The 19804-nt window shown below is 72.5% G+C and carries 15 protein-coding genes; 11 read left to right on the top strand and 4 right to left on the bottom strand.

Features of this window, described 5'->3' with window-relative positions:
- Nucleotides 1–7: 7 nt before the first annotated feature.
- Together ACN27C_RS31955 and ACN27C_RS31950 are read right to left on the bottom strand one after the other, a co-directional pair.
- Nucleotides 8–1630, bottom strand: a complete 1623-nt coding sequence (locus ACN27C_RS31955; protein ID WP_422750045.1) for a cellulase family glycosylhydrolase — start codon at nucleotides 1628–1630, stop codon at nucleotides 8–10.
- Nucleotides 1631–1961: 331 nt separating this feature from the next.
- Nucleotides 1962–3170 carry a DUF349 domain-containing protein gene (locus tag ACN27C_RS31950; protein ID WP_120571050.1) on the bottom strand — a complete coding sequence of 403 codons (1209 nt, stop codon included), beginning with the start codon at nucleotides 3168–3170 and terminating at the stop codon, nucleotides 1962–1964.
- Between the two features lie 204 nt (nucleotides 3171–3374).
- On the opposite strand from ACN27C_RS31950, the gene ACN27C_RS31945 reads away from it, so the two are divergent.
- Genes ACN27C_RS31945 through dapF form a run of 3 tightly spaced genes read left to right on the top strand, consistent with a single transcriptional unit; the run spans nucleotide 3375 to nucleotide 5849 of the window.
- Nucleotides 3375–4094, top strand: coding sequence for a hypothetical protein (locus ACN27C_RS31945; RefSeq protein WP_145822809.1), 720 nt, complete (start codon nucleotides 3375–3377; stop codon nucleotides 4092–4094).
- A complete protein-coding gene (gene miaA, locus ACN27C_RS31940; protein ID WP_422750042.1) occupies nucleotides 3977–4996 on the top strand; it encodes a tRNA (adenosine(37)-N6)-dimethylallyltransferase MiaA in 1020 nt (339 codons plus the stop codon). The genes ACN27C_RS31945 and miaA overlap by 118 nt, the downstream gene beginning before the upstream one ends.
- Before the next feature lie 7 nt (nucleotides 4997–5003).
- The gene (gene dapF / locus ACN27C_RS31935; protein ID WP_422750040.1) at nucleotides 5004–5849 is read left to right on the top strand and encodes a diaminopimelate epimerase; all 846 of its coding nucleotides are present in this window, start codon (nucleotides 5004–5006) and stop codon (nucleotides 5847–5849) included.
- Between the two features lie 579 nt (nucleotides 5850–6428).
- Here the strand turns inward: dapF and ACN27C_RS31930 are convergent.
- Nucleotides 6429–7901, bottom strand: coding sequence for an NAD-dependent malic enzyme (locus tag ACN27C_RS31930; protein WP_187691138.1), 1473 nt, complete (start codon nucleotides 7899–7901; stop codon nucleotides 6429–6431).
- 196 nt (nucleotides 7902–8097) lie between these two features.
- Here ACN27C_RS31930 and hflX point away from each other — a divergent pair, with 196 nt between their 5' ends.
- Complete coding sequence (hflX, locus tag ACN27C_RS31925; RefSeq protein ID WP_422750038.1) at nucleotides 8098–9561, top strand: GTPase HflX; 1464 nt, start codon at nucleotides 8098–8100, stop codon at nucleotides 9559–9561.
- 50 nt (nucleotides 9562–9611) lie between these two features.
- Nucleotides 9612–11360, top strand: a complete 1749-nt coding sequence (locus ACN27C_RS31920; protein ID WP_422750036.1) for a hypothetical protein — start codon at nucleotides 9612–9614, stop codon at nucleotides 11358–11360.
- A gap of 56 nt (nucleotides 11361–11416) precedes the next feature.
- Here the strand turns inward: ACN27C_RS31920 and lexA are convergent, their stop codons facing one another.
- Nucleotides 11417–12199 (bottom strand): transcriptional repressor LexA, encoded by a 783-nt coding sequence (lexA, locus tag ACN27C_RS31915; RefSeq protein ID WP_128137231.1) that lies wholly within the window; start codon nucleotides 12197–12199, stop codon nucleotides 11417–11419.
- A 488-nt stretch (nucleotides 12200–12687) separates the two neighbouring features.
- Between lexA and nrdR the strand changes: the two genes are divergently transcribed.
- The 6 genes from nrdR (at nucleotide 12688) to ACN27C_RS31885 (ending at nucleotide 19745) form a co-directional block, all read left to right on the top strand.
- Complete coding sequence (gene nrdR, locus ACN27C_RS31910; protein WP_013284751.1) at nucleotides 12688–13188, top strand: transcriptional regulator NrdR; 501 nt, start codon at nucleotides 12688–12690, stop codon at nucleotides 13186–13188.
- A gap of 38 nt (nucleotides 13189–13226) precedes the next feature.
- On the top strand, nucleotides 13227–16121 hold the full coding sequence (locus tag ACN27C_RS31905) for a vitamin B12-dependent ribonucleotide reductase (RefSeq protein WP_422750033.1): 2895 nt from the start codon (nucleotides 13227–13229) through the stop codon (nucleotides 16119–16121).
- Between the two features lie 100 nt (nucleotides 16122–16221).
- Nucleotides 16222–17157, top strand: a complete 936-nt coding sequence (locus tag ACN27C_RS31900; protein ID WP_422750031.1) for a DUF2332 domain-containing protein — start codon at nucleotides 16222–16224, stop codon at nucleotides 17155–17157.
- A 138-nt stretch (nucleotides 17158–17295) separates the two neighbouring features.
- Nucleotides 17296–17937: a class I SAM-dependent DNA methyltransferase gene (locus ACN27C_RS31895; RefSeq protein ID WP_422750029.1), complete on the top strand. Its 642-nt coding sequence runs from the start codon at nucleotides 17296–17298 to the stop codon at nucleotides 17935–17937.
- 102 nt (nucleotides 17938–18039) lie between these two features.
- Nucleotides 18040–19482: an alpha/beta fold hydrolase gene (locus ACN27C_RS31890; RefSeq protein WP_422750027.1), complete on the top strand. Its 1443-nt coding sequence runs from the start codon at nucleotides 18040–18042 to the stop codon at nucleotides 19480–19482.
- Between the two features lie 29 nt (nucleotides 19483–19511).
- Nucleotides 19512–19745 carry a DUF5522 domain-containing protein gene (locus ACN27C_RS31885; RefSeq protein WP_071096262.1) on the top strand — a complete coding sequence of 78 codons (234 nt, stop codon included), beginning with the start codon at nucleotides 19512–19514 and terminating at the stop codon, nucleotides 19743–19745.
- The last annotated feature ends 59 nt before the right edge of the window (nucleotides 19746–19804 follow it).

Below are 19804 nucleotides of genomic sequence, written 5' to 3'. Positions count from 1 at the left end.
CACTGCCTCAGCAGGCGGTGCCGTTGAGCTTCACGCTGTCCGGCGTCGCGGCGGTGCCGTTGGCGGTGAAGCCGACGGTGACCGACGCGCCCGGCGCCAGCGACGACGCCCAGGCCGGCGCGGCCGCCGTCACCGTGGTGCCGGACTGCGTGACAGTGGCGTTCCAGCCGCTGGCGAGCGTCACCCCGGACGGCCAGGTCCAGGTGGCCGACCACGGGTTCACCGCAGCGGTGCCGGTGTTCTTGACCGTCAGCTCGCCCTGGAAGCCGCCCGCCCAGGAGTTGATCTGCTTGTAGGTGGCGGTGCAGCCACCGGTCACCGGAGGCGGCGGGGTGGTCGGCGCCGGTGACGTGTTCGGCGTGCCGGTGGGGGACGGGCTGGTGGTGCCGCCGCCACCGGTCGGCGGGATCAGGTACGGCGTGAGGATGTCCTGCTTCGGCTGGTTGATCGTGGTCCAGTCGTCGTTGGCGATGCCACCGGTGTCACCCGAGTTCGGGTTCCACGACCAGTACGTGAACGACATGCCGTTCACGCCGGTGCCGGTGTACGCCATCAGGTTCTGCAGCCAGATCTTGTCCTTCGGGTCCTGGAGCGTGGTGCCGAACTCGCCCATCATGATCGGCGCGATGTTCTGCTTGTAGAGGTAGCCCCAGTACTTGTCCCAGATGGCCGGCATGTTCGCCGGGTACGACGGGTCGTCGAACCAGGCCTGCCGGTAGACCGACGTGGCGTACTCGTGCGGCGAGTAGACCAGCCGGTTCGCCACGTTCAGCCGGACCGGGAACTGCCCGGCCTTGGACAGGTTGCCGCCCCACCAGCCGCAGTCCTCGTCGTTGCTGGGGTCGTTGTCCCAGACGTTCGACAGGCCGCCGCTCGGGCAGCTCACCCCCTCCACGAAGATCAGCCAGTTGGGCTGCACGCCGAGGATCGCGTTGCCGGCCCGCTCGGCGGCCAGCCGCCAGTCCCGGGCGGTGTCGCCGCAGCCCCAGCAGGCGCCGGTGGCGGCCGGGTTGGTGCCCTCGGCGTGCGGCTCGTTGTGCAGGTCCGCGCCGATCACAGTGGTGTTGCCGGCGTACCGCTGGGCCAGCATCTTCCAGTCGTTGATCCAGGTCGCCTCGGAGACGGTCGAGGTGTACCAGAGCGGCGACTGCCCGGCCGACGTGGGCCGGTGCCGGTCCAGGATGACCCGCATCCCCTTGCTGCCCGCGTAGTCGATGACCTTGTCGAGGATCTGCAACGGCGACAGCCCGATCAGGTCCGGGTTGACGAAGTCGTTGATGCCGGTCGCGGTCGCGCCGGACTTGAGCGCGTCGTTCGAGTACGGGATGCGCAGCGTATTGTAGCCCAGCCGGGCCATGGTGTCGAGCTGCGAGCGCCACGGGTTGCTCGACCACAGGCCGTGGAACGTCTTGTTGTCGGTCTCCATCCCGAACCAGTTGATGCCGGTCAGCCGGACGGTCGCGCCCGTACTGTCGACGATCTTGTTGCCGCTGGTGTGCAGGTAACCGGTGCCGGTGCCACCGGCCGCCGCGGCGGCCGGTGCGGTGGAGACGGCGGCGGCGACGAGAACGCCGGCCGCTGCGGTGGCGAGCGCCGTCAGGGCGCCGCCGAGGGCGGTGCGTCGGTGCATGGAAGCTCCACTTCGGATGCCCGCGCCGCACGGGCGCCGCGGGCGGCAGGACCAGGAGGCACGTCCCGCTCGTCATCGAGTACGCGCGCAGCGCGCGCCGGGCCGTGTCGTGTGGACGGCCACCCGCGAGATGTCACACCGGCGATCGTCGACGGCGCAGATCAGCCGTCGATGCCCTCGTGCCGGTGCCTGAACCTGGCTCCGCCGCTCATTCTGATCAGCCCACCTCGATGCGTCAACCCGGCCCGGACGCAGGTGAGCCCCCGGCCGACCCGGCCGGGGGCTCACCCGATGTGTCTGTCCGCCGGCCTGCCCGGCCGGGGTGCTTCCGTCAGCCGGCCTGCTCGGCGAGCTGGAGGAACTGCCGCTTCGAGGCGAGCGCCTGCTCGGCCTCCTTGATCCGGCGGGCGTCACCGGCGGCCTGGGCCCGGGCCAGCCGGTCCTCGGCCTCGGCGACCTGGGCGCGCATCTGCGCCAGCAGCGGGTTGTCCTCCTTGGAGGTGCGCCGCCACGCCGAGTCCATCACCTCGCGGACCTTGTCGTCCACGGCCCGCAGCCGGCGCTCCAGCCCGGCGGCGGCCTCGCGGGGCACCCGGCCGGCCTCGTGCCACTGCGCCTGGATCTCCCGCAGCTTCGCCTGGGCGCCCTTCGGGTCGCCGTCGACGTCCAGCGCCTCGGCCTCGGCCAGCAGCGCCTGCTTGCGCTCCAGGTTGGCGCGCTGCTCGTTGTCGCGCGCCGAGAAGACCTCGCTGCGGCGGGTGAAGAACTCGTCCTGCGCGGCGCGGAACCGCTCCCAGAGCTTCTGCTCGGCCTCCTTGGCGGCGCGCGGCGCGGCCTTCCACTGGGCCATCAGGTCCTTGAGCTGACCGGCGGTGACGCCCCAGTCGGTGGACTCCTTGAGCTTCTCCGCCTCGGCGACCAGCTCCTCCTTGACCGTCTGCGCCTGCTTGCGCTGCTGGTCGAGGGAGGCGAAGTGGGCGCCCCGGCGGCGGGTGAAGCCGTCCCGCGCGGCCGCGAACCGCTTCCACAGCTCACCGTCGGTCTTCTTGTCGACGCCGCGGATGGTCTTCCACTCGTCGAGGATCTCCTTGAGCCGGTCACCGGCGGTCTTCCAGCCGGTCGACTCGGCGGCCAGCTTCTCGGCCTCCTCGACCAGGGCGGTCTTGCGCGCCAGCGCCTCGCCCCGGGCGGCCTCGCGGGCCGCCTTGGCCTCGCCGGCCTTCTCCTCGGCGACGGTGGCCAGCTTGTCCAGGCGGGCAGCCAGGGCGTCGATGTCACCGACCACGTGCGCCTCGGCCAGCGACCCACGGATCCGGCGGATCGTGGTCAGGGAGTGGCCGGCATCAGCCGCGCCCGAGTTGAGCCGCGCCTCGGTCAGGTCGACCTCGGTCACCAGATCGGCGTAGCGCCGGGCGAAATGGGCGAGCCCTTCCTCCGGTGCCCCTGCCTGCCAGGATCCGACCACCCGCTCGCCCTCGGCGGTCTTGACGTAGACGGTGCCGTCCTCGTCGACCCGTCCGAAGGCAGTCCAGTCGCTCATGTGCCCATCCTCGTTCTCCCGGCGTCGAGGGGACAGCCCCCTCGTTCGCCGCCACGGCGCAGCAAACTTTCTCCCGGCATTGTCACAGGTCCGCCCCCGTCCGTGTCGAGCGCCTGTCGCCGACCGTGACCATACGGTGTTGTACGCCCCCGATGACCGGATCGGCGCGGGGACGCACCGGGGGGCCCCGATAGGTTTGGGGGCGTGCCCCTGGTCGCCGCCGCCGTCTGCCCCCACCCGCCGTTGATCGTGCCCGAGCTGGCCGGCGCCGCCGCGCCCGAACTGGACGACCTGCGCGCCGCCACCGACGCCGCCGTCGCCCGGCTGCTCGCCGCCGAGCCGGAGGCGATCCTGCTCGTCGGCGGCGGGCCGGAGACGGTCCGGTTCAACGCCGCCGACTGGGGCTCGCTGCGGCGCTTCGGGCTCGACCGGCCGGTGCGGCTGTGGAAGACCTCCTGCTCCGGTGGTGAGGTCCTGCCGCTGAGCCTGACGATCGGCGCCTGGCTGCTGAACCGCTCCGGCACCGAGCTGCCCCGGCTGGCCCGCTCCGTGGCGCACGACGCCACACCGGCCGAGTGCGCGGCGTTCGGCGCGAGCCTGATCCTCGACGACGATCCGCGGGTCGCGCTGCTCGTGCTCGGCGACGGGTCCGCCTGCCGGGGCGTCAAGGCGCCGGGGTACGACGACCCGCGCGCCGAGGCGTACGACGAGGGGGTCGCCGCGGCGCTGGCCGGCGCGGACGCCGACGCCCTGCGCGGCCTGGACCCGGTGCTGTCCGCCGAGCTGCGGGTCGCTGGGCGGGCGCCGTGGCAGGTGCTGGCCGGCGCGGTCGGCGCGGCGGGCGGCGACTGGCGCGGCGAGCTGAGCTACCACCGCGCCCCCTACGGCGTTGCCTACTTCGTGGCGAACTGGGAGCGGTCGTGACAGTCGTTGCGGTGGTCGGGCCGACCGCGGCCGGGAAGTCGGCGCTGAGCATCGCGCTGGCGCACGCGCTCGACGGCGAGGTGGTCAACGCCGACTCGATGCAGCTCTACCGGGGCATGGACATCGGCACCGCCAAGCTGACGCCGGCCGAGCGTGAGGGCGTGCCGCACCACCTGCTGGACATCTGGCCGGTCACCGAGCCGGCCAGCGTCGCGGAATACCAGACGCTGGCCCGCGCGGCGGTCGACGACATCCTGGCCCGGGGCCGGGTGCCGCTGCTGGTCGGCGGCTCCGGGCTGTACGTGCGGGCGGTGCTGGAACGGTTCGAGTTCCCCGGCACCGACCCGGCGCTGCGGGAGCGGCTGGAGGCGGAACTCGCGGCGGTCGGCCCCCTGCCGCTGCACGCGCGGCTGACCGAGGCCGACCCGGGCGCGGCGGCGAGCATCCTGCCCACCAACGGGCGGCGGATCGTGCGGGCGCTGGAGGTGATCGAGCTGACCGGCGCGCCGTTCACCGCGTCGCTGCCGTCACCCACGCCGTACTACCCGTCCGTGCAGCTCGGCGTCGACCTGGACACCCCGCTCCTGGACGAGCGGATCGCGCTGCGGGTGGACCGGATGTGGGCCGACGGACTGGTCGACGAGGTGCGGGCGCTGGTCGGCGAAGGGCTGCCCGAGGGGCGGACCGCCAGCCGGGCGCTCGGCTACCAGCAGGTGCTGCGGTTCCTGGCCGGCGAGATGACCGAGGCCGAAGCGCACGAGGAGACGACCCGCGCCACCCGCCGGTTCGTGCGGCGGCAGCGTTCCTGGTTCCGGCGTGACCCGCGCATCCACTGGCTGGACTCGGCCTCGCCCGCGTTTCTCGACACTGCCCTGCGGGTGGTCGCCGAGCATCGGCGATGATGGGGGCGTGGAGTTCACCAAGGGTCACGGCACCGGCAACGACTTCGTCATCCTGCCCGACCCGGACGGCGCCCTCGACCTGACACCCGGCCTGGTCGCCGCGCTCTGCGACAGGCGGCGCGGCCTCGGCGGCGACGGCGTGCTGCGCGTCGTACGGGCCGCCAAGCACCCCGAGGGCGTCGCGCTGGCGGGCGAGGCCGAGTGGTTCATGGACTACTGGAACTCCGACGGCTCGTTCGCCGAGATGTGCGGCAACGGGGCCCGCGTGTTCGTCCGCTACCTGCTGGACCGTTCGCTGGCCGCCCCGTCGGGCGGGACGCTGCCGATCGCGACCCGCGCCGGCCTGGTGCGGGCCCGCGTCGAGGGCACGGACGTGGCGGTCGAGATGCGCCGCCCCCGGCTGTACGACACGGCGACCGCCGCGCTCGGCGGGCTGACGCTGGCCGGCACCGCCGTGGACGTCGGCAACCCGCACCTGGTCTGCGCGCTGCCCGCCGCGCTGGAACTCACCGGCCTGGACCTCACCCGCGCGCCCGAGGTCGACGCCTCGGCGTTCCCGTCCGGGGTGAACGTCGAGTTCACCACGCCGGGCGAGCCGGTCGACGGCACCGACGGGCACGTGCTGATGCGGGTCTACGAGCGCGGCTCCGCCGAGACGCTCTCCTGCGGCACCGGCGCGTGCGCGGTGGCGGCGGTGGCGTTGCGCGACGCCGGCCTGGACACCGGCACAATGACAGTCGACGTGCCCGGCGGGCGGCTGACGGTCACCGTGACGGCCGATTCGTGCTGGCTCTCCGGCCCGGCGGTCCTGGTGGCGACCGGCACCCTGACCCCGTCCGCCCTGACTCCCTGACCGTTCCCGCCTTCGGTGCCTCTGCCGGTTGATCAAGGAGTTTGTGGCGGATTTCCAGGCTCTGGTGACGCGAACTCCTTGGTCAACACCCGGGCTGAGTGGTGTTTCGCGGGCCGGCCGTCCCGTGCTCGGTGCGCTGCCGTGCTGCCGCCCGCATGATCAACACCAGTTCGGGGAAGTGGTGGTGTCGTGGGGCCTCTGATGCCACCACCCCGGCGAAGTGGTGTTGATCAAGGGTGCTGATGCCACCACTTCGGGGAAGTGGAGTCGATCAAGCGGCGGCGATGGGTCCTTCTGCCTGACTTGTCCCGTCAAGGCGAGCCGCTGTCGGAGATCTTGGAAGATTCGGGCCCCTCTGAGGGCCGTTTCCTTCCAAGATCTCGTGTGGACGCGCCGGGGACGCCTGACTATGCGGGTGCGGGTGCGCACGCGCGTGCGCCGCCCCGGTGGGAGGTGTTGCCCCGCGGAGCGCCCCCCGCGAGGCGGTGCCCTGTGAGGCGGTGCCCCCCAGCAGGAAGGTGCCCATGAGAGGGCGCTGGCCTGTGCAGAGGCGCCGCGAGGGGCTGGGGCGTGCCTGGGTCAGGGGGTGGCGCTGGCGTTGGCGGCGATCTCGGGAAGGTCGGCCGGGCCCGGGTCGGCCGCCGGGGCCGGCGTGGCGGCCGGGTTCTGGGCGGCGGCCCGCACCGCGGCGGCCACCGCCGGGGCGACCCGGGAGTCGAAGACGCTCGGCACGATCACCGTCGGGTTGATCTTGTCTTCACCGACCACGTCCGCGATGGCCCGCGCGGCGGCGAGCGCCATCTCCTCGGTGAACTCCTCGGCGTGCGCGTCGAGCATGCCGCGGAACACGCCGGGGAAGGCGAGCACGTTGTTGATCTGGTTCGGCTGGTCCGAGCGGCCGGTGGCGACCACCGCGGCGTACTTGCGCGCCTCCCGCGGGTCCACCTCCGGGTCGGGGTTCGCCAGCGCGAAGACGATCGAGTCCTTCGCCATCTGGGCGACGTCCTCGCCGGTGAGCAGGTTCGGCGCGCTCACGCCGATGAACACGTCCGCGCCGCGTACCGCCCCGGCCAGGTCACCGGAGTAGTTCTCCTTGTTGGTGTTCTCGGCCAGCCACTGCCACGCCGGGTTGAGGTCCGGCAGGCCGCGGTGCAGGGCGCCCTGGCGGTCGTACGCGATGATGTCGCCCACGCCCTGACGCAGCAGCAGCTTCATGATCGCGGTGCCGGCCGCGCCGGCGCCGGAGACCACGACCCGGACGTCCGCGAGCTGCTTGCCCACGACGCGCAGCGCGTTCGTCAGCGCGGCCAGCACGCAGATCGCGGTGCCGTGCTGGTCGTCGTGGAAGACCGGGATGTCCAGCGCCTCGCGCAGCCGGGCCTCGATCTCGAAGCAGCGCGGCGCGGCGATGTCCTCCAGGTTGATCCCGCCGTACGCCGGCGCGATCGCCTTGACGATCGCCACGATCTCGTCGGTGTCCTGGGTGTCCAGCACCACCGGCCAGGCGTCCACCCCGCCGAAGCGCTTGAACAGCGCCGCCTTGCCCTCCATCACCGGCAGCGACGCGGCCGGCCCGAGGTTGCCCAGGCCGAGCACCGCGGTGCCGTCGCTGACCACGGCGACGGTGTTGCGCTTGATGGTGAGCCGGCGCGCGTCGGCCGGGTTCTCCGCGATCGCCATGCAGACCCGGGCCACACCCGGGGTGTACGCGCGGGACAGCTCGTCGCGGGTGCGCAGCGCGACCTTCGGGGTGACCTCGATCTTGCCGCCGAGGTGCAGCAGGAAGGTGCGGTCGGAGACCTTGCGCACGTCCACCCCGTCGAGCGCGGTGAGCGCGTCGACGACCTGGTCGGCGTGGCCGGCGTCGGCGGTGTCGCAGGTGAGGTCGACGATCACGTGCGCGGGGTCGGAGTCGACCACGTCCAGCGCGGTGACGATGGCCCCGGCCTCGCCGGCGGCGGTGGTGAGCCGGCCGATGGAGGTGGCGTCGGCGGGTACCGCGATCCGGATGGTGATGGAGAATCCGGCACTCGGCAGTCGTGTGTTGGCCACGAGAAACTCCTCCGTCGGCGCTGAGCGGCTCGACTGGCATTTCTACTCGCCTGCCCAGGTCGCCCGGCATCCGCCCCCGCTACCAGTGGGTAGCGTCGCGGGCATAACACACGTGCGCCCGGCGTTGTCACATGTCAGGATTGCTGTCACGCGCCGAAAATTCTCGGCGTTGCACATAACGGACAGGAGACGCAGTTTGCGCGAGCAGGAGACCTTCCATCCCTACACCGACGACGAGTTCGACGCCACCACCGGCGAGTACGAGCTGTCGGAGCGGCAGGCGCTGCGGCGGGTCCCCGGCCTCTCCACCGAACTCACCGACATCACCGAGGTCGAATACCGCCAGCTCCGGCTGGAGCGGGTCGTCCTGGTGGGGGTCTGGACCGAGGGCACTCAGACCGACGCCGACAACAGCCTCACCGAGCTGGCGGCGCTGGCCGAGACGGCCGGCTCGCAGGTGCTCGAAGGGCTGATCCAGCGTCGCCACCGGCCCGACCCGGCCACGTACATCGGCCGGGGCAAGGTCGACGACCTGGGCGCGGTGGTGCTGTCGACCGGCGCCGACACGATCATCTGCGACGGTGAGCTGTCGCCGTCGCAGCTGCGCAACCTGGAGCAGCGCACCAAGGTCAAGGTGGTCGACCGGACGGCCCTGATCCTCGACATCTTCGCCCAGCACGCCAAGAGCAAGGAGGGCAAGGCGCAGGTCGAGCTGGCCCAGCTCGAATACCTGCTGCCGCGCCTGCGCGGCTGGGGCGAGACCCTGTCCCGGCAGACCGGTGGTAGCGGCCGCGGCGGGGGCGCCGGCGGCGGCGTGGGTCTGCGTGGTCCCGGTGAGACCAAGCTGGAGACCGACCGGCGGCGCATCCGCCACCGCATCGCGCGGCTGCGCCGCGAGATCAAGAGCATGGCGACGGTACGCCAGACCAAGCGCGCCCGGCGTACCCGTAACGCGGTGCCCGCGGTGGCCATCGCCGGCTACACCAACGCCGGCAAGTCCAGCCTGCTCAACCGCCTGACCGGTGCGGGTGTGCTGGTGGAGAACGCGCTGTTCGCCACGCTGGACCCGACCACCCGCCGGGCCACCACGTCCGACGGGCGGCTCTACACGCTGTCCGACACGGTCGGGTTCGTCCGGCACCTGCCGCACCAGATCGTCGAGGCGTTCCGCTCGACGCTGGAGGAGGTCGCCGACGCCGACCTGGTCGTGCACGTGGTCGACGGCACGCACCCTGATCCGGAGGAGCAGGTCCGGGCGGTACGCGAGGTGCTCGCCGAGGTGGGCGCCGACCGGCTGCCGGAACTCCTGGTGGTGAACAAGACCGACGCCACCGACGAGGAGACGATGCTGCGGCTCAAGCGGCTCTGGCCGGACGCGGTCTTCGTCTCCGCCCACAGCGGGCGCGGGATCGACGAGATGCGCGAGGCCGTCGAGCGGCGGCTGCCCCGGCCGGCCGTCGAGGTGCGCGCGGTGCTCCCGTACGACCGGGGTGACCTGGTCGCCCGGGTGCACCGGCAGGGTGAGGTGCTCAGCACCGCGCACCTGCCCGAGGGCACGCTGGTGCACGTGCGGGTCAACGAGGGGCTGGCCGCGGAGCTCGCGCCGTACCGGGCGGGTGAGCGGCTGACCAGCGACGAGCGGGTGGGCGCCGGGCGGTGAGCCGTCCGGCGTCACCCGCCGGAAACCCGTGCCGTGCGACACTGAGCGTCATGCGGCACGTTGTCTCCTCGGTCACGCTCGCGCTCGGCCTGGTCGGCGCGGTCGTGGCGCCGGCCGGGCCGGCCCCGGCGGCTCCCGCCGCGGCCCCCGTGCTGGCCGCGGCTCCCAAGAAGAAGTGCACGGTCGAGGACGACCGGCTCCGCGAGCTGTCCGGCCTGGTGGCCACCAGCAACGGGTACGTCGTGATCAACGACGGCTCGGACGACCCCAGCCGCAAGCGGGTCTTCTATCTGGACACCAAGTGCAAGGTCGACAGGGAGGTTCGTTACTCCGGTGACGGGCCGCTCGACACCGAGGACCTGGCGCTCAGCCCGGACCGCAAGACGCTCTGGATCGCCGACACCGGCGACAACGTGGAGAAGAAGACCCGCCGGGAGCGGGTCGCGGTCTGGACGATGCCGCTGAGCGGCTCGAAGCAGCCGGTGCTGCACCGGCTCAGCTATCCGGGCAAGGAGCCGCACGACGCGGAGGCCCTGCTCGTCGGCGACGACAACATGCCGCTGGTGATCACGAAGGAGCTCTCCGGCAAGTCGGAGATCTACACCCCGACGGTGAAGCTGAAGACGAGCGGCGACACCGAGGCGATCCCGATGAAGAAGGTCGGCGAGGTCACGCTGCCGAAGACCAGCACCGAGAACAAGCTCGGCTCGCCCGGGCGGGCGCTCGTCACCGGCGCGGCCCGCTCGCCCGACGGCAGCAAGGTCGTGCTGCGCACGTACGCCGACGCGTTCGAGTTCGACGTGGCCGGCGGCGACATCGTCAAGGCGATCACCACCGGCAAGCCCCGGGTCACGCCGCTCGCCGACCCGTTCGGTGAGGCGATCTCCTACACGCCGGACGGCAAGCTGTTCGTCACCGTCTCCGACGGCGGCACGCTCGACGAGTCGGACCCGATCGACATCCTCACCTACACCCCGTCGACCACCGGTGCCGAGGCGCTGCCGAACGGCGGCAAGGCCGACACCAAACCGGCCGCCCAGAAGTCGTGGCTCGAAGGGCTCTCGCTCGACGAGATCACGTACCTGATCGCGGCCGTCGGGGTGCTCGGCGCGCTCCTGGTCGGCGCGGGTGTGTTCGGCATCCTGCGGGCGCGGCGCAAGCCGGCGCCCCGGGCGCCGGCCGACGAGCCCGAGCGCAGCGGCGAGTTCCCGGTGAACAACGGCTTCCCGTCGGCCGAGCGGCCGGCCGCCCCGCGCGGCGGGGTCTACGGCGGCGGTCAGGCCGGCGTGTACGGCGGCGCGGCCAACGGCGACCGCCCGGCGTCCGGCGGTGTCTACGGTGGTGGCCGGCCGGGCGGCGGCGTGTACGGCGGCGGCCCCCAGGACGGCGGTCGCGGCCAGGGCGGTGGCCGTCCTCCGGGCGGAGCCCGTCCGCCGGGCGGCGTCTACGGCGGCGGCGGTGCCCCGGCCGGCGGCGGAGGGCGCGGCGGCGTCTACGGCGGTGGAGGTCAGGGCGGACCGGGCGGCGGTGCGGGCCAGGGTGGTCCCGGTCGTGGCGGCCCGGGTGGCGGCGGCCAGGGCCGCGGCGGCCCAGGTGGCGGCTACGGCGGTGGCCCGGGCGGGGCCGGACACCGGGGGCAGCCGAACGGCGGCGGGCCGCGGGGGGACGGCGGCCGGGCCGAGCCGCCGCGCCGCGGCCAGGAGCCGCGGGGCGGGCGCCGCGACGACGGCTACGACGGCCGGGGCCAGTACGGCCCGGTGTCCGGCGGTGGCCGGGAGTACCGCGGCGACCGCTACTGAGACGACACGACGAAGGGGTGACCGGCCACCGGTCACCCCTTCGTCGTCGCTGTCGCTCAGATGCGGCGCAGCACCGCCACCACACGGCCCATGATGGTGGCGTCGTCGCCGGGGATCGGGTCGAAGGCCGGGTTCTGCGGCATCAGCCAGACGTGTCCGTCGCGGCGCCGGTAGGTCTTCACCGTCGCCTCGCCGTCGAGCATGGCGGCCACGATGTCGCCGACCTCGGCGTTCGGCTGCTGCCGGACGACCACCCAGTCGCCGTCGCAGATCGCCGCGTCGAGCATCGAGTCGCCCTTGACCTGGAGCATGAAGACCTCGCCCTCGCCGACCAGCTCGCGGGGGAGGGGGAAGATGTCCTCCACCGCCTGCTCGGCCAGGATCGGCCCACCGGCGGCGATGCGGCCCAGCATCGGCACGTACGCCGGGGCGGGCCGCTGCGCGCGGGCCGCCTCGTCGTCCGCCTCGCCCGGCGCGCGGACGTCGACGGCGCGCGGACGGTTCGGGTCGCGACGCAGGAAGCCCTTCTTCTCCAGTTCCTTGAGCTGGTAGGCGACGCTGGACGGGGACACCAGCCCGACCGCCTCGCCGATCTCGCGCACGCTCGGCGGGTAGCCGTGGCGCTCGACCCAGGTGCGGATGAACTCCAGGATCCGTCGCTGCCGGGCGGTCAGGTCGACAGTCGCCGGGTCGGGGAAGCTGCTCACCACCGGGGTGACCGGACGCACCGCCGCGGGGGCGGTGCGGCTGCGGGCGGTGCGGGGGCGACGGGTCGCCGGAGGACCCGCCCCGTCGTTCGGCTGCGGGTTCTTCTGCCGGCTGGCCCGGTCCTCGGTCACGTCCGTCCCTCCCTGGTCGGCGCTGGGGTGCCTCGTCGGCTCGTGGTGCGTGTGGTCTGACCGTATAGGTGAGATCGGCCATTTTCAAACATCTGTACGACCTGCTGTCGGCGTGTCGCACCGAATTCCTGGATTTCCGAACTGGTGTTCTGATAGAAGAGTACGCCGCTCGAACGGGTGTTCTATCCCGGCCGCCCGTGGCTAGCACGGGAGGCCGTTCGTTGGGCTCCTCGGTGGCGTCGTGCCGGGCGTGATCCTGATGACGCGCCGGACACGCCCGCCAACTTGACCTCGCTTGGGGTTCGGCATACGGTCGACCCCTAGATGTAGTAGTCACACGGGCGTAAGTTGCCTACAGGTTGGGTTCAACTACCGAACGCACTCCCGCAGCGCGCACTCGGCGACGGTCATCGGACGATGGCCCCGCCGTGTCGACGCGTGCCCGGAGACGGTAGGTGTGCCCGCGATCGACGGAGGAGGTCGGGCGAATGCGGTGTCCGTACTGCCGGCACGCCGACTCCCGGGTTGTCGACTCGCGGGAGGCCGACGACGGCCAGCTCATCCGGCGGCGACGGTCGTGCCCGGAGTGCGGCAAGCGGTTCACCACCGTCGAGGAGGCGGTGCTCGCGGTGGTCAAGCGCAGCGGGGTGACCGAGCCGTTCAGCCGTACGAAGATCATCGGTGGGGTGCGCAAGGCGTGCCAGGGGCGCCCGGTCGACGACGACTCGATCGCGTTGCTGGCACAGAAGGTCGAGGAGACCGTGCGGGCCAAGGGGGCGGCCGAGATCCCCAGCCACGAGGTGGGCCTGGCCATCCTCGGCCCGTTGCGTGACCTCGACGAGGTGGCCTACATGCGGTTCGCCAGCGTCTACCGGTCCTTCGACTCGCTCGCCGACTTCGAGCGCGAGATCGAGACGCTGCGGGCCGCCGCGCGCGCCCGGGAGGGCGCCGGTGCCGGTGCGGCGGACGCCGCCGGCGCGATCAGCTGACATTTTCGGGTTTCTGACAGGTACACGAGGCGCGGTGGGTGACCGTTGCCGACGAGGGGGGCGAGGGCGTGACGACCAGCAAGTCACGGAACAAGGCCGGGGCGGGGCTGAAGATCGAGCGCGTCTGGACGACCGAGGGGGTGCATCCCTACGACGAGGTCGCCTGGGAGCGCCGCGACGTCGTCATGACGAACTGGCGGGACGGCTCGATCAACTTCGAGCAGCGCGGGGTGGAGTTCCCCGAGTCCTGGTCGGTGAACGCGGCGAACATCGTGACCACCAAGTACTTCCGGGGCGCGGTGGGGACCCCGGAGCGGGAGTGGTCGCTGCGGCAGCTGATCGACCGGGTGGTCGAGACCTACCGCACCGCCGGTGAGGAGTACGGCTACTTCGCCACCCCGGCCGACGCCGAGGTGTTCGCGCACGAACTGACCTGGATGCTGCTGCACCAGGTGTTCAGCTTCAACTCGCCGGTGTGGTTCAACGTCGGCACGCCGTCGCCGCAGCAGGTCAGCGCCTGCTTCATCCTGTCGGTCGACGACTCGATGGACTCCATCCTCGACTGGTACAAGGAGGAGGGCCGGATCTTCCAGGGCGGCTCGGGCGCCGGGGTCAACCTGTCCCGGATCCGTTCCTCGAAGGAACTGCTCTCCTCCGGCGGCACCGCCTCCGGCCCGGTCAGCTTCATGCGCGGCGCGGACGCCTCCGCCGGCACCATCAAGTCCGGTGGCGCCACCCGGCGTGCGGCCAAGATGGTCATCCTCGACGTGGACCACCCGGACATCGAGGAGTTCGTGGCGACCAAGGCGCGCGAGGAGGACAAGATCCGCGCGCTGCGCGACGCCGGGTTCGACATGGACCTGGGCGGCGCCGACATCGTCAGCGTGCAGTACCAGAACGCCAACAACTCGGTCCGCGTCTCGGACGAGTTCATGACCGCCGTGGAGAACGGCGGCGGCTTCGACCTGCGCGGCCGGCTCGACGGGCAGACCATCGAGACGATCGACGCGAAGAAGCTGTTCCGTACCATCTCCCAGGCCGCGTGGGAGTGCGCCGACCCGGGCCTGCAGTACGACGACACCATCAACGACTGGCACACCTGCCCGGAGACCGGGCGGATCACCGCGTCGAACCCGTGCTCGGAGTACCTGCACCTGGACAACTCCTCGTGCAACCTGGCGTCGCTGAACCTGATGAAGTTCCTCCGCGCCGACGGCGGCTTCGAGGTGGAGAAGTTCGTCAAGTCGGTCGAGTTCGTCATCACCGCGATGGACATCTCGATCTGCTTCGCCGACTTCCCGACCGAGAAGATCGGTGAGACCACCCGCGCCTACCGGCAGCTCGGCATCGGGTACGCCAACCTGGGCGCGCTGCTGATGGCCTCCGGCCTGCCGTACGACTCGGAGCAGGGCCGGGAGGTGTCCGCCGCGATCACCTCGCTGATGACCGGCACCGCCTACCGCCGTTCCGCCGAGCTGGCCGGCATCGTCGGCCCGTACGACGGCTACGCGCGCAACGCCGAGCCGCACAAGCGGGTCATGCGCAAGCACGCCGCAGCCAACGACGCGATCAAGGCGACCGGCACCGTGGCCACCGCCGTGCAGCGCGAGGCCACCAAGCAGTGGACGCTCGGCAACAAGCTCGGTGACAAGTTCGGTTGGCGCAACTCGCAGGCCAGCGTGCTCGCCCCGACCGGCACCATCGGCCTGATGATGGACTGCGACACCACCGGTGTCGAGCCGGACCTGGCACTGGTGAAGTTCAAGAAGCTGGTCGGCGGCGGCTCGATGCAGATCGTCAACCAGACCGTGCCGCGTGCCCTGCGCAGCCTCGGCTACCCCGAGGAGCAGGTCGAGGCGATCGTCGAGCACATCGCCGACCACGGTCACGTGGTGGACGCCCCGGGCCTGAAGCCGGAGCACTACCCGGTCTTCGACTGCGCCATGGGCGAGCGCTCGATCGCGCCGATGGGTCACGTGCGGATGATGGCGGCCGTCCAGCCGTTCATCTCCGGCGCCATCTCCAAGACGGTCAACATGCCCGAGCAGGCCACCGTCGAGGACGTCGAGAAGATCTACTTCGAGGGCTGGAAGCTCGGCCTCAAGGCGCTGGCGATCTACCGGGACAACTGCAAGGTCGGCCAGCCGCTGTCGGCCGCCAAGCCGAACAAGGCCACCGCCGAGACGCAGGCCCCGGCCGCCGAGGTCGAGAAGGTCGTGGAGAAGGTCGTCGAGTACCGCCCGGTGCGCAAGCGGCTGCCGAAGAAGCGCCCGTCGGAGACCATCTCGTTCTCGGTCGGCGGCGCGGAGGGCTACCTCACCGCCTCGTCCTACCCGGACGACGGCCTCGGCGAGGTCTTCCTCAAGATGTCGAAGCAGGGCTCGACCCTGGCCGGCGTGATGGACGCCTTCTCGGTGGCCATCTCCATCGGTCTCCAGTACGGCGTCCCGCTGGAGACGTACGTCAGCAAGTTCACCAACATGCGCTTCGAGCCGGCCGGCATGACCGACGACCCGGACGTGCGCATGGCCGCCTCGGTGATGGACTACATCTTCCGTCGCCTGGCGCTGGACTTCCTGCCGTACGACCGCCGCGCCGAGCTGGGCATCTTCACCGCCAAGGAGCGGGCCGCCCAGCTCGCGGCCGAGGCGGAGGCGGAGGCAAGCGGTGCGGACCTCACCGCGATGGCCGCCTCCGCCCCGGTCGAGGCGCCCGAGCCGAAGACCGGCCCGGTCGCGCAGCCGGCGCAGGAGATGGCCGACGCCGCGGCCGTCAAGCCCGCGCCGTCGGTGGGTTCCAGCACCGAACTGCTGGAGGCCGTGATCGGCAAGGCCGCCGACGCGCCGCTCTGCTTCACCTGCGGCACGAAGATGCGGCCCGCCGGTAGCTGCTACGTCTGCGAGGGCTGCGGCTCCACCAGCGGCTGCAGCTGACGCACGACCGAAGACGCGAGCGCGGCAGGGAGTTCCCTGCCGCGCTCGCGCGTGCCCACTGTCACACCCCATCGTGTACGCGAGCTGGAATGCTCGGGGGATGAGCACGGCAGACATCTATCGGGTCTTCGCCGAGCGTGAGACGCGCGGCGTGTCTCCGGCGTACGAGCGGTTGTCGCGGGCGGTCGCCGGTGATGCGGAGCTGCTCGCCCTGCTCGACACGCTGCCGCCGGCCAAGCGTCAGCCGAACCTGCTGTTCGGGGTGGTGCGGCTGCGCGGCGGGCCGGTGGACGACCCGGCGGCGTTCCGCGCGTACGTGATCGCGCACTGGCCGGACGTCTCGGCGCAGATGCGGACGTGGGCGACGCAGACGAACGAGGCGGGGCGGTGCGCGGTGCTGCTGCCGGTGCTCGCCGCGTTGCCGCAGCCGCTGGCGTTGCTGGAGGTGGGTGCGTCCGCCGGGCTGTGCCTCTACCCCGACCGGTACGCGTACCGCTACGGCGACCGGCGGGTCGGTGACGGCGAGCCGGTGCTCGACTGTGACCTGACCGGCACCGAGCCGCCGGTGCGGCGTCCGGAGGTGGTGTGGCGGGCCGGGCTCGACGTGAACCCGCTCGACGTCACCGACCCGGCCGACGTGGCCTGGCTGGAGGCGTTGATCTGGCCGGAGCACCGGCACCGCCGGGAGCGGCTGCGCCCGGCGGCTGCGATCGCGGCGGCCGATCCGCCGCTGCTGGTACGCGGTGACCTGGTCGACGACCTGCCGGCGCTGGCGGCGCAAGCTCCGGCCGGGGCGACGCTCGTGGTGTTCCACAGTTCGGTGCTGTACCAGGTGCCGCCGCCACGGCGGGAGGCGTTCACCGCGCTGGTCCGGACCCTGCCCGGCCACTGGATAGCCAACGAGGACCCGTCGGTGCTGCCCCACGCCGACCTGCCCGAGCCGCCCGCCGAAGGCTTCCACAACATCCTGGCCCTGGACGGCCGTCCCGTGGCCTGGACGACCGGCCACGGCCAGTCCCTCACCTGGTTCCGCTGACCCACCCACCGCCGCCCTTGTCCCGTTGATCATGAACTTGACGGCGCGACACGCCGGAGCGACGGCCGCCAACTTCATGATCGACGGAGGCTGGGCGGGCCGGGCGACGGCGGACACGCGTGACTAGGGTCGGCGGGCGTGACCGAACCTGCCTGGCTGGTCGAGACGCGTGCCGCCTACGACGCCGTCGCCGAGGACTATGCGCGGCTGCTGCCCGACGTGGTGGAGCCGCCGCTGGACCGGGCCCTGCTGGCCGCGTTCGCCGAGACGGTCGGGCCGGGGCGGCCCGCGCTGGAGGTGGGCTGCGGCACCGGTCGCGTCACCGCCCACCTGCACCGGCTCGGCCTCGACATCAGCGGCGTCGATCTGTCGCCCGGCATGGTGGCGGTGGCCCGCCGCGCGTACCCGGACCTGCGCTTCGAGGTCGGCTCGCTGACCGAGCTGGCCGTACCGGACGGATCACTGGCCGGGCTGGTGTCCTGGTACTCGGTCATCCACCTGCCACCGGAACTGCTGCCGGAGGTGTTCGCCGGTTTCCACCGGGTGCTCGCTCCGGGCGGTCACCTGCTGCTCGCGGTGAAGGCCGGCGACCGGCTCGACCGACGGGAGCAGGCATACGGCCACTCCGTCGCCTTCGACGTCTACTGGCTGTCCCCGGATCGGCTGGTCGCACAGCTCACGGCGGCCGGGTTCGCGGTGTCGGCGACGACGGTCCGCGCGCCGGTCGGCAGGGAGCGGCAGTCCCAGGCGTTCCTGCTCGCGCAGCGTCCGGCCGGCTGAACATTCACCACCGCTGACACCGATCCGTACCGCACGTGAGGACGGGACAGCGAAGAGTGGCCGCCCTGGCTAGGGTTGACGATCTCGGCGGAGGGAGACGTCATGCGCACCCGGATGCTCCTCGCGTCGACGCCGCCCCTGCTCTGGGGCGCTGTCGCCGGCTGGTGGACCCCGCGCGGGCCCGGCACGGTGGGTGCGGCACTCGCCTCCGTCGCGGTGAGCCTCGCCGTCGGGCTGGCCGCCGGGTGGCTGGGCCGGTCCCGCTGGTTGATGCTCGTCGCGCCGGTGATCTTCGCGGTGGCTGTCGAGCTGGTCCGGCTGCGGCTGCGCGGGCCCACCGTCGACCGTCCGCACCTGTCCGGCTTCGGTGTCGTGGCGCTGTTCGCCGGCCGGGGCGTACACGGGCTGCTGACCTTGTTGCCGCTGCTGGTCGGCGCCGCCTACGGCGCCGGCCTGGCACGTCGCCTCGGCGCGGTGCCGCAGCGCCGGCCGGTGCCGCGCTGGGCGGGCCGGGTCGGCGTCGGCCTGCTGGCTGCGCTGCTTGCGCTCGTCACCGTCGGCGCGGCCGTGCCGGGCCGCACCGACCCGATCTCCGGCGGCATCGCCCGCTTCGACACCGTCGACTCCTCCGGGCGCGAGCTGGGCCTGCTGATCCGGGGTACGGACCGCAGCGCTCCGGTGCTGCTCGTGGTGCCCGGGCCGCCCGGCGGCTCGGAGATCGGCGCGGTCCGTCGCCACCTGCCCGAGTTGGAGCGCCGATTCGTGGTGGCCGTCTGGGACCGTGCCGGCGGGCCACGCTCCTGGTCGGGGTTCCGCGCCGCGTCGGGCTGGCACCTGGACGACGAGGTGGACGACCTGGTCGCGGTGGCCCGGCACCTGCGGGAACGGCTGGGCCGGGATCGGATCCACCTGGTCGCGCACTCCGGCGGCACCATCGCCGGCCTGCTCGCCGTGCGACAGCACCCGGAACTGTTCGCCGCGTACGTGGGCGTCGGGCAGGTGGTGAGCCTGCGCGAGGCCGACCGCAGCCAGTACGCCGACACCGTGGCCTGGGCCCGCCGCACCGGCCGGACGGCGCTCGCGGACCGGATGACCGCGCAGGGGCCGCCGCCCTACCGCGACGTCTGGGCGTACGAGCCGTTGCTGACCAACGAGGCAGGGGCCTTCCCGGTCGACCGGGAAGGCGCGAGCGAGGACGAGACCGGGACCGTCGGCAACCTGGGCGTCTCCGAATACAGCCCACTGGAGAAGGTGCACCTGTTCGGTTTCCTGGACGGCTGGGACGTCCTCTACCCCCGGTTGCAGGAGATCGACTTCCGGCGTGACGTGCGGCAGCTCGCGGTGCCGGCGTACTTCGTGGACGGCGCGCAGGAGGTGCCGGGCCGGCTGCGCCTGTTCGACGAGTGGTACGCGCAGCTCCAGGCGCCGCGCAAGGACCATCTGGTGATCCCGCGCGCCGGGCACCGTTCGTTGTTCGAGCGGCCCGAGGCGTTCGTGCCGTACCTGGAACGCCTCGGGACCGAGAGCGGCCCGGGCGGAAACTAGGGCGGGCCGGGCGTCCGTAGACTTCAGCGGTGCGCGACGAGCTGGCGGGACGGCCCCTTACCGAACCGCACCCGTCGCGGCTGTCGCCGGACCACCCGGGGCGGGAACGCATCCTCGCCGCGCACGCCGCCGCCCTGGCCGCCGGGGAGGCCGGCTACCTGGACCCGGAGACCGGACTGTTCGTGCTCAGCGCGGGCTTCCTGGCGCGGCGTGGCACGTGCTGCGGGCGAGGCTGCCGGCACTGTCCGTACGTGGCCGATTAGGGGGCTTCCGTCCCCGCTGGGGCACGCCGTACGGTGTCCGACGGAACTCCGGCGGGTCG

The sequence above is a fragment of the Micromonospora sp. WMMD1219 genome (assembly GCF_049315215.1).
GTDB classification, from domain to species: Bacteria; Actinomycetota; Actinomycetes; order Mycobacteriales; family Micromonosporaceae; genus Micromonospora; species Micromonospora tulbaghiae.
Note: the sequence above shows the minus strand (reverse complement) of the source record. Positions and strands in the feature narration are given on the sequence as shown.

Bases quoted from the DNA above. Each gene is read 5' to 3' on its own strand.
- ACN27C_RS31955 (WP_422750045.1), bottom strand. From the start codon at position 1,630: ATGCACCGACGCACCGCCCTCGGCGGCGCCCTGACGGCGCTCGCCACC.
- ACN27C_RS31950 (WP_120571050.1), bottom strand. From the start codon at position 3,170: ATGAGCGACTGGACTGCCTTCGGACGGGTCGACGAGGACGGCACCGTC.
- ACN27C_RS31920 (WP_422750036.1), top strand. From the start codon at position 9,612: ATGCGGCACGTTGTCTCCTCGGTCACGCTCGCGCTCGGCCTGGTCGGC.
- nrdR (WP_013284751.1), top strand. From the start codon at position 12,688: ATGCGGTGTCCGTACTGCCGGCACGCCGACTCCCGGGTTGTCGACTCG.
- ACN27C_RS31900 (WP_422750031.1), top strand. From the start codon at position 16,222: ATGAGCACGGCAGACATCTATCGGGTCTTCGCCGAGCGTGAGACGCGC.
- ACN27C_RS31890 (WP_422750027.1), top strand. From the start codon at position 18,040: ATGCGCACCCGGATGCTCCTCGCGTCGACGCCGCCCCTGCTCTGGGGC.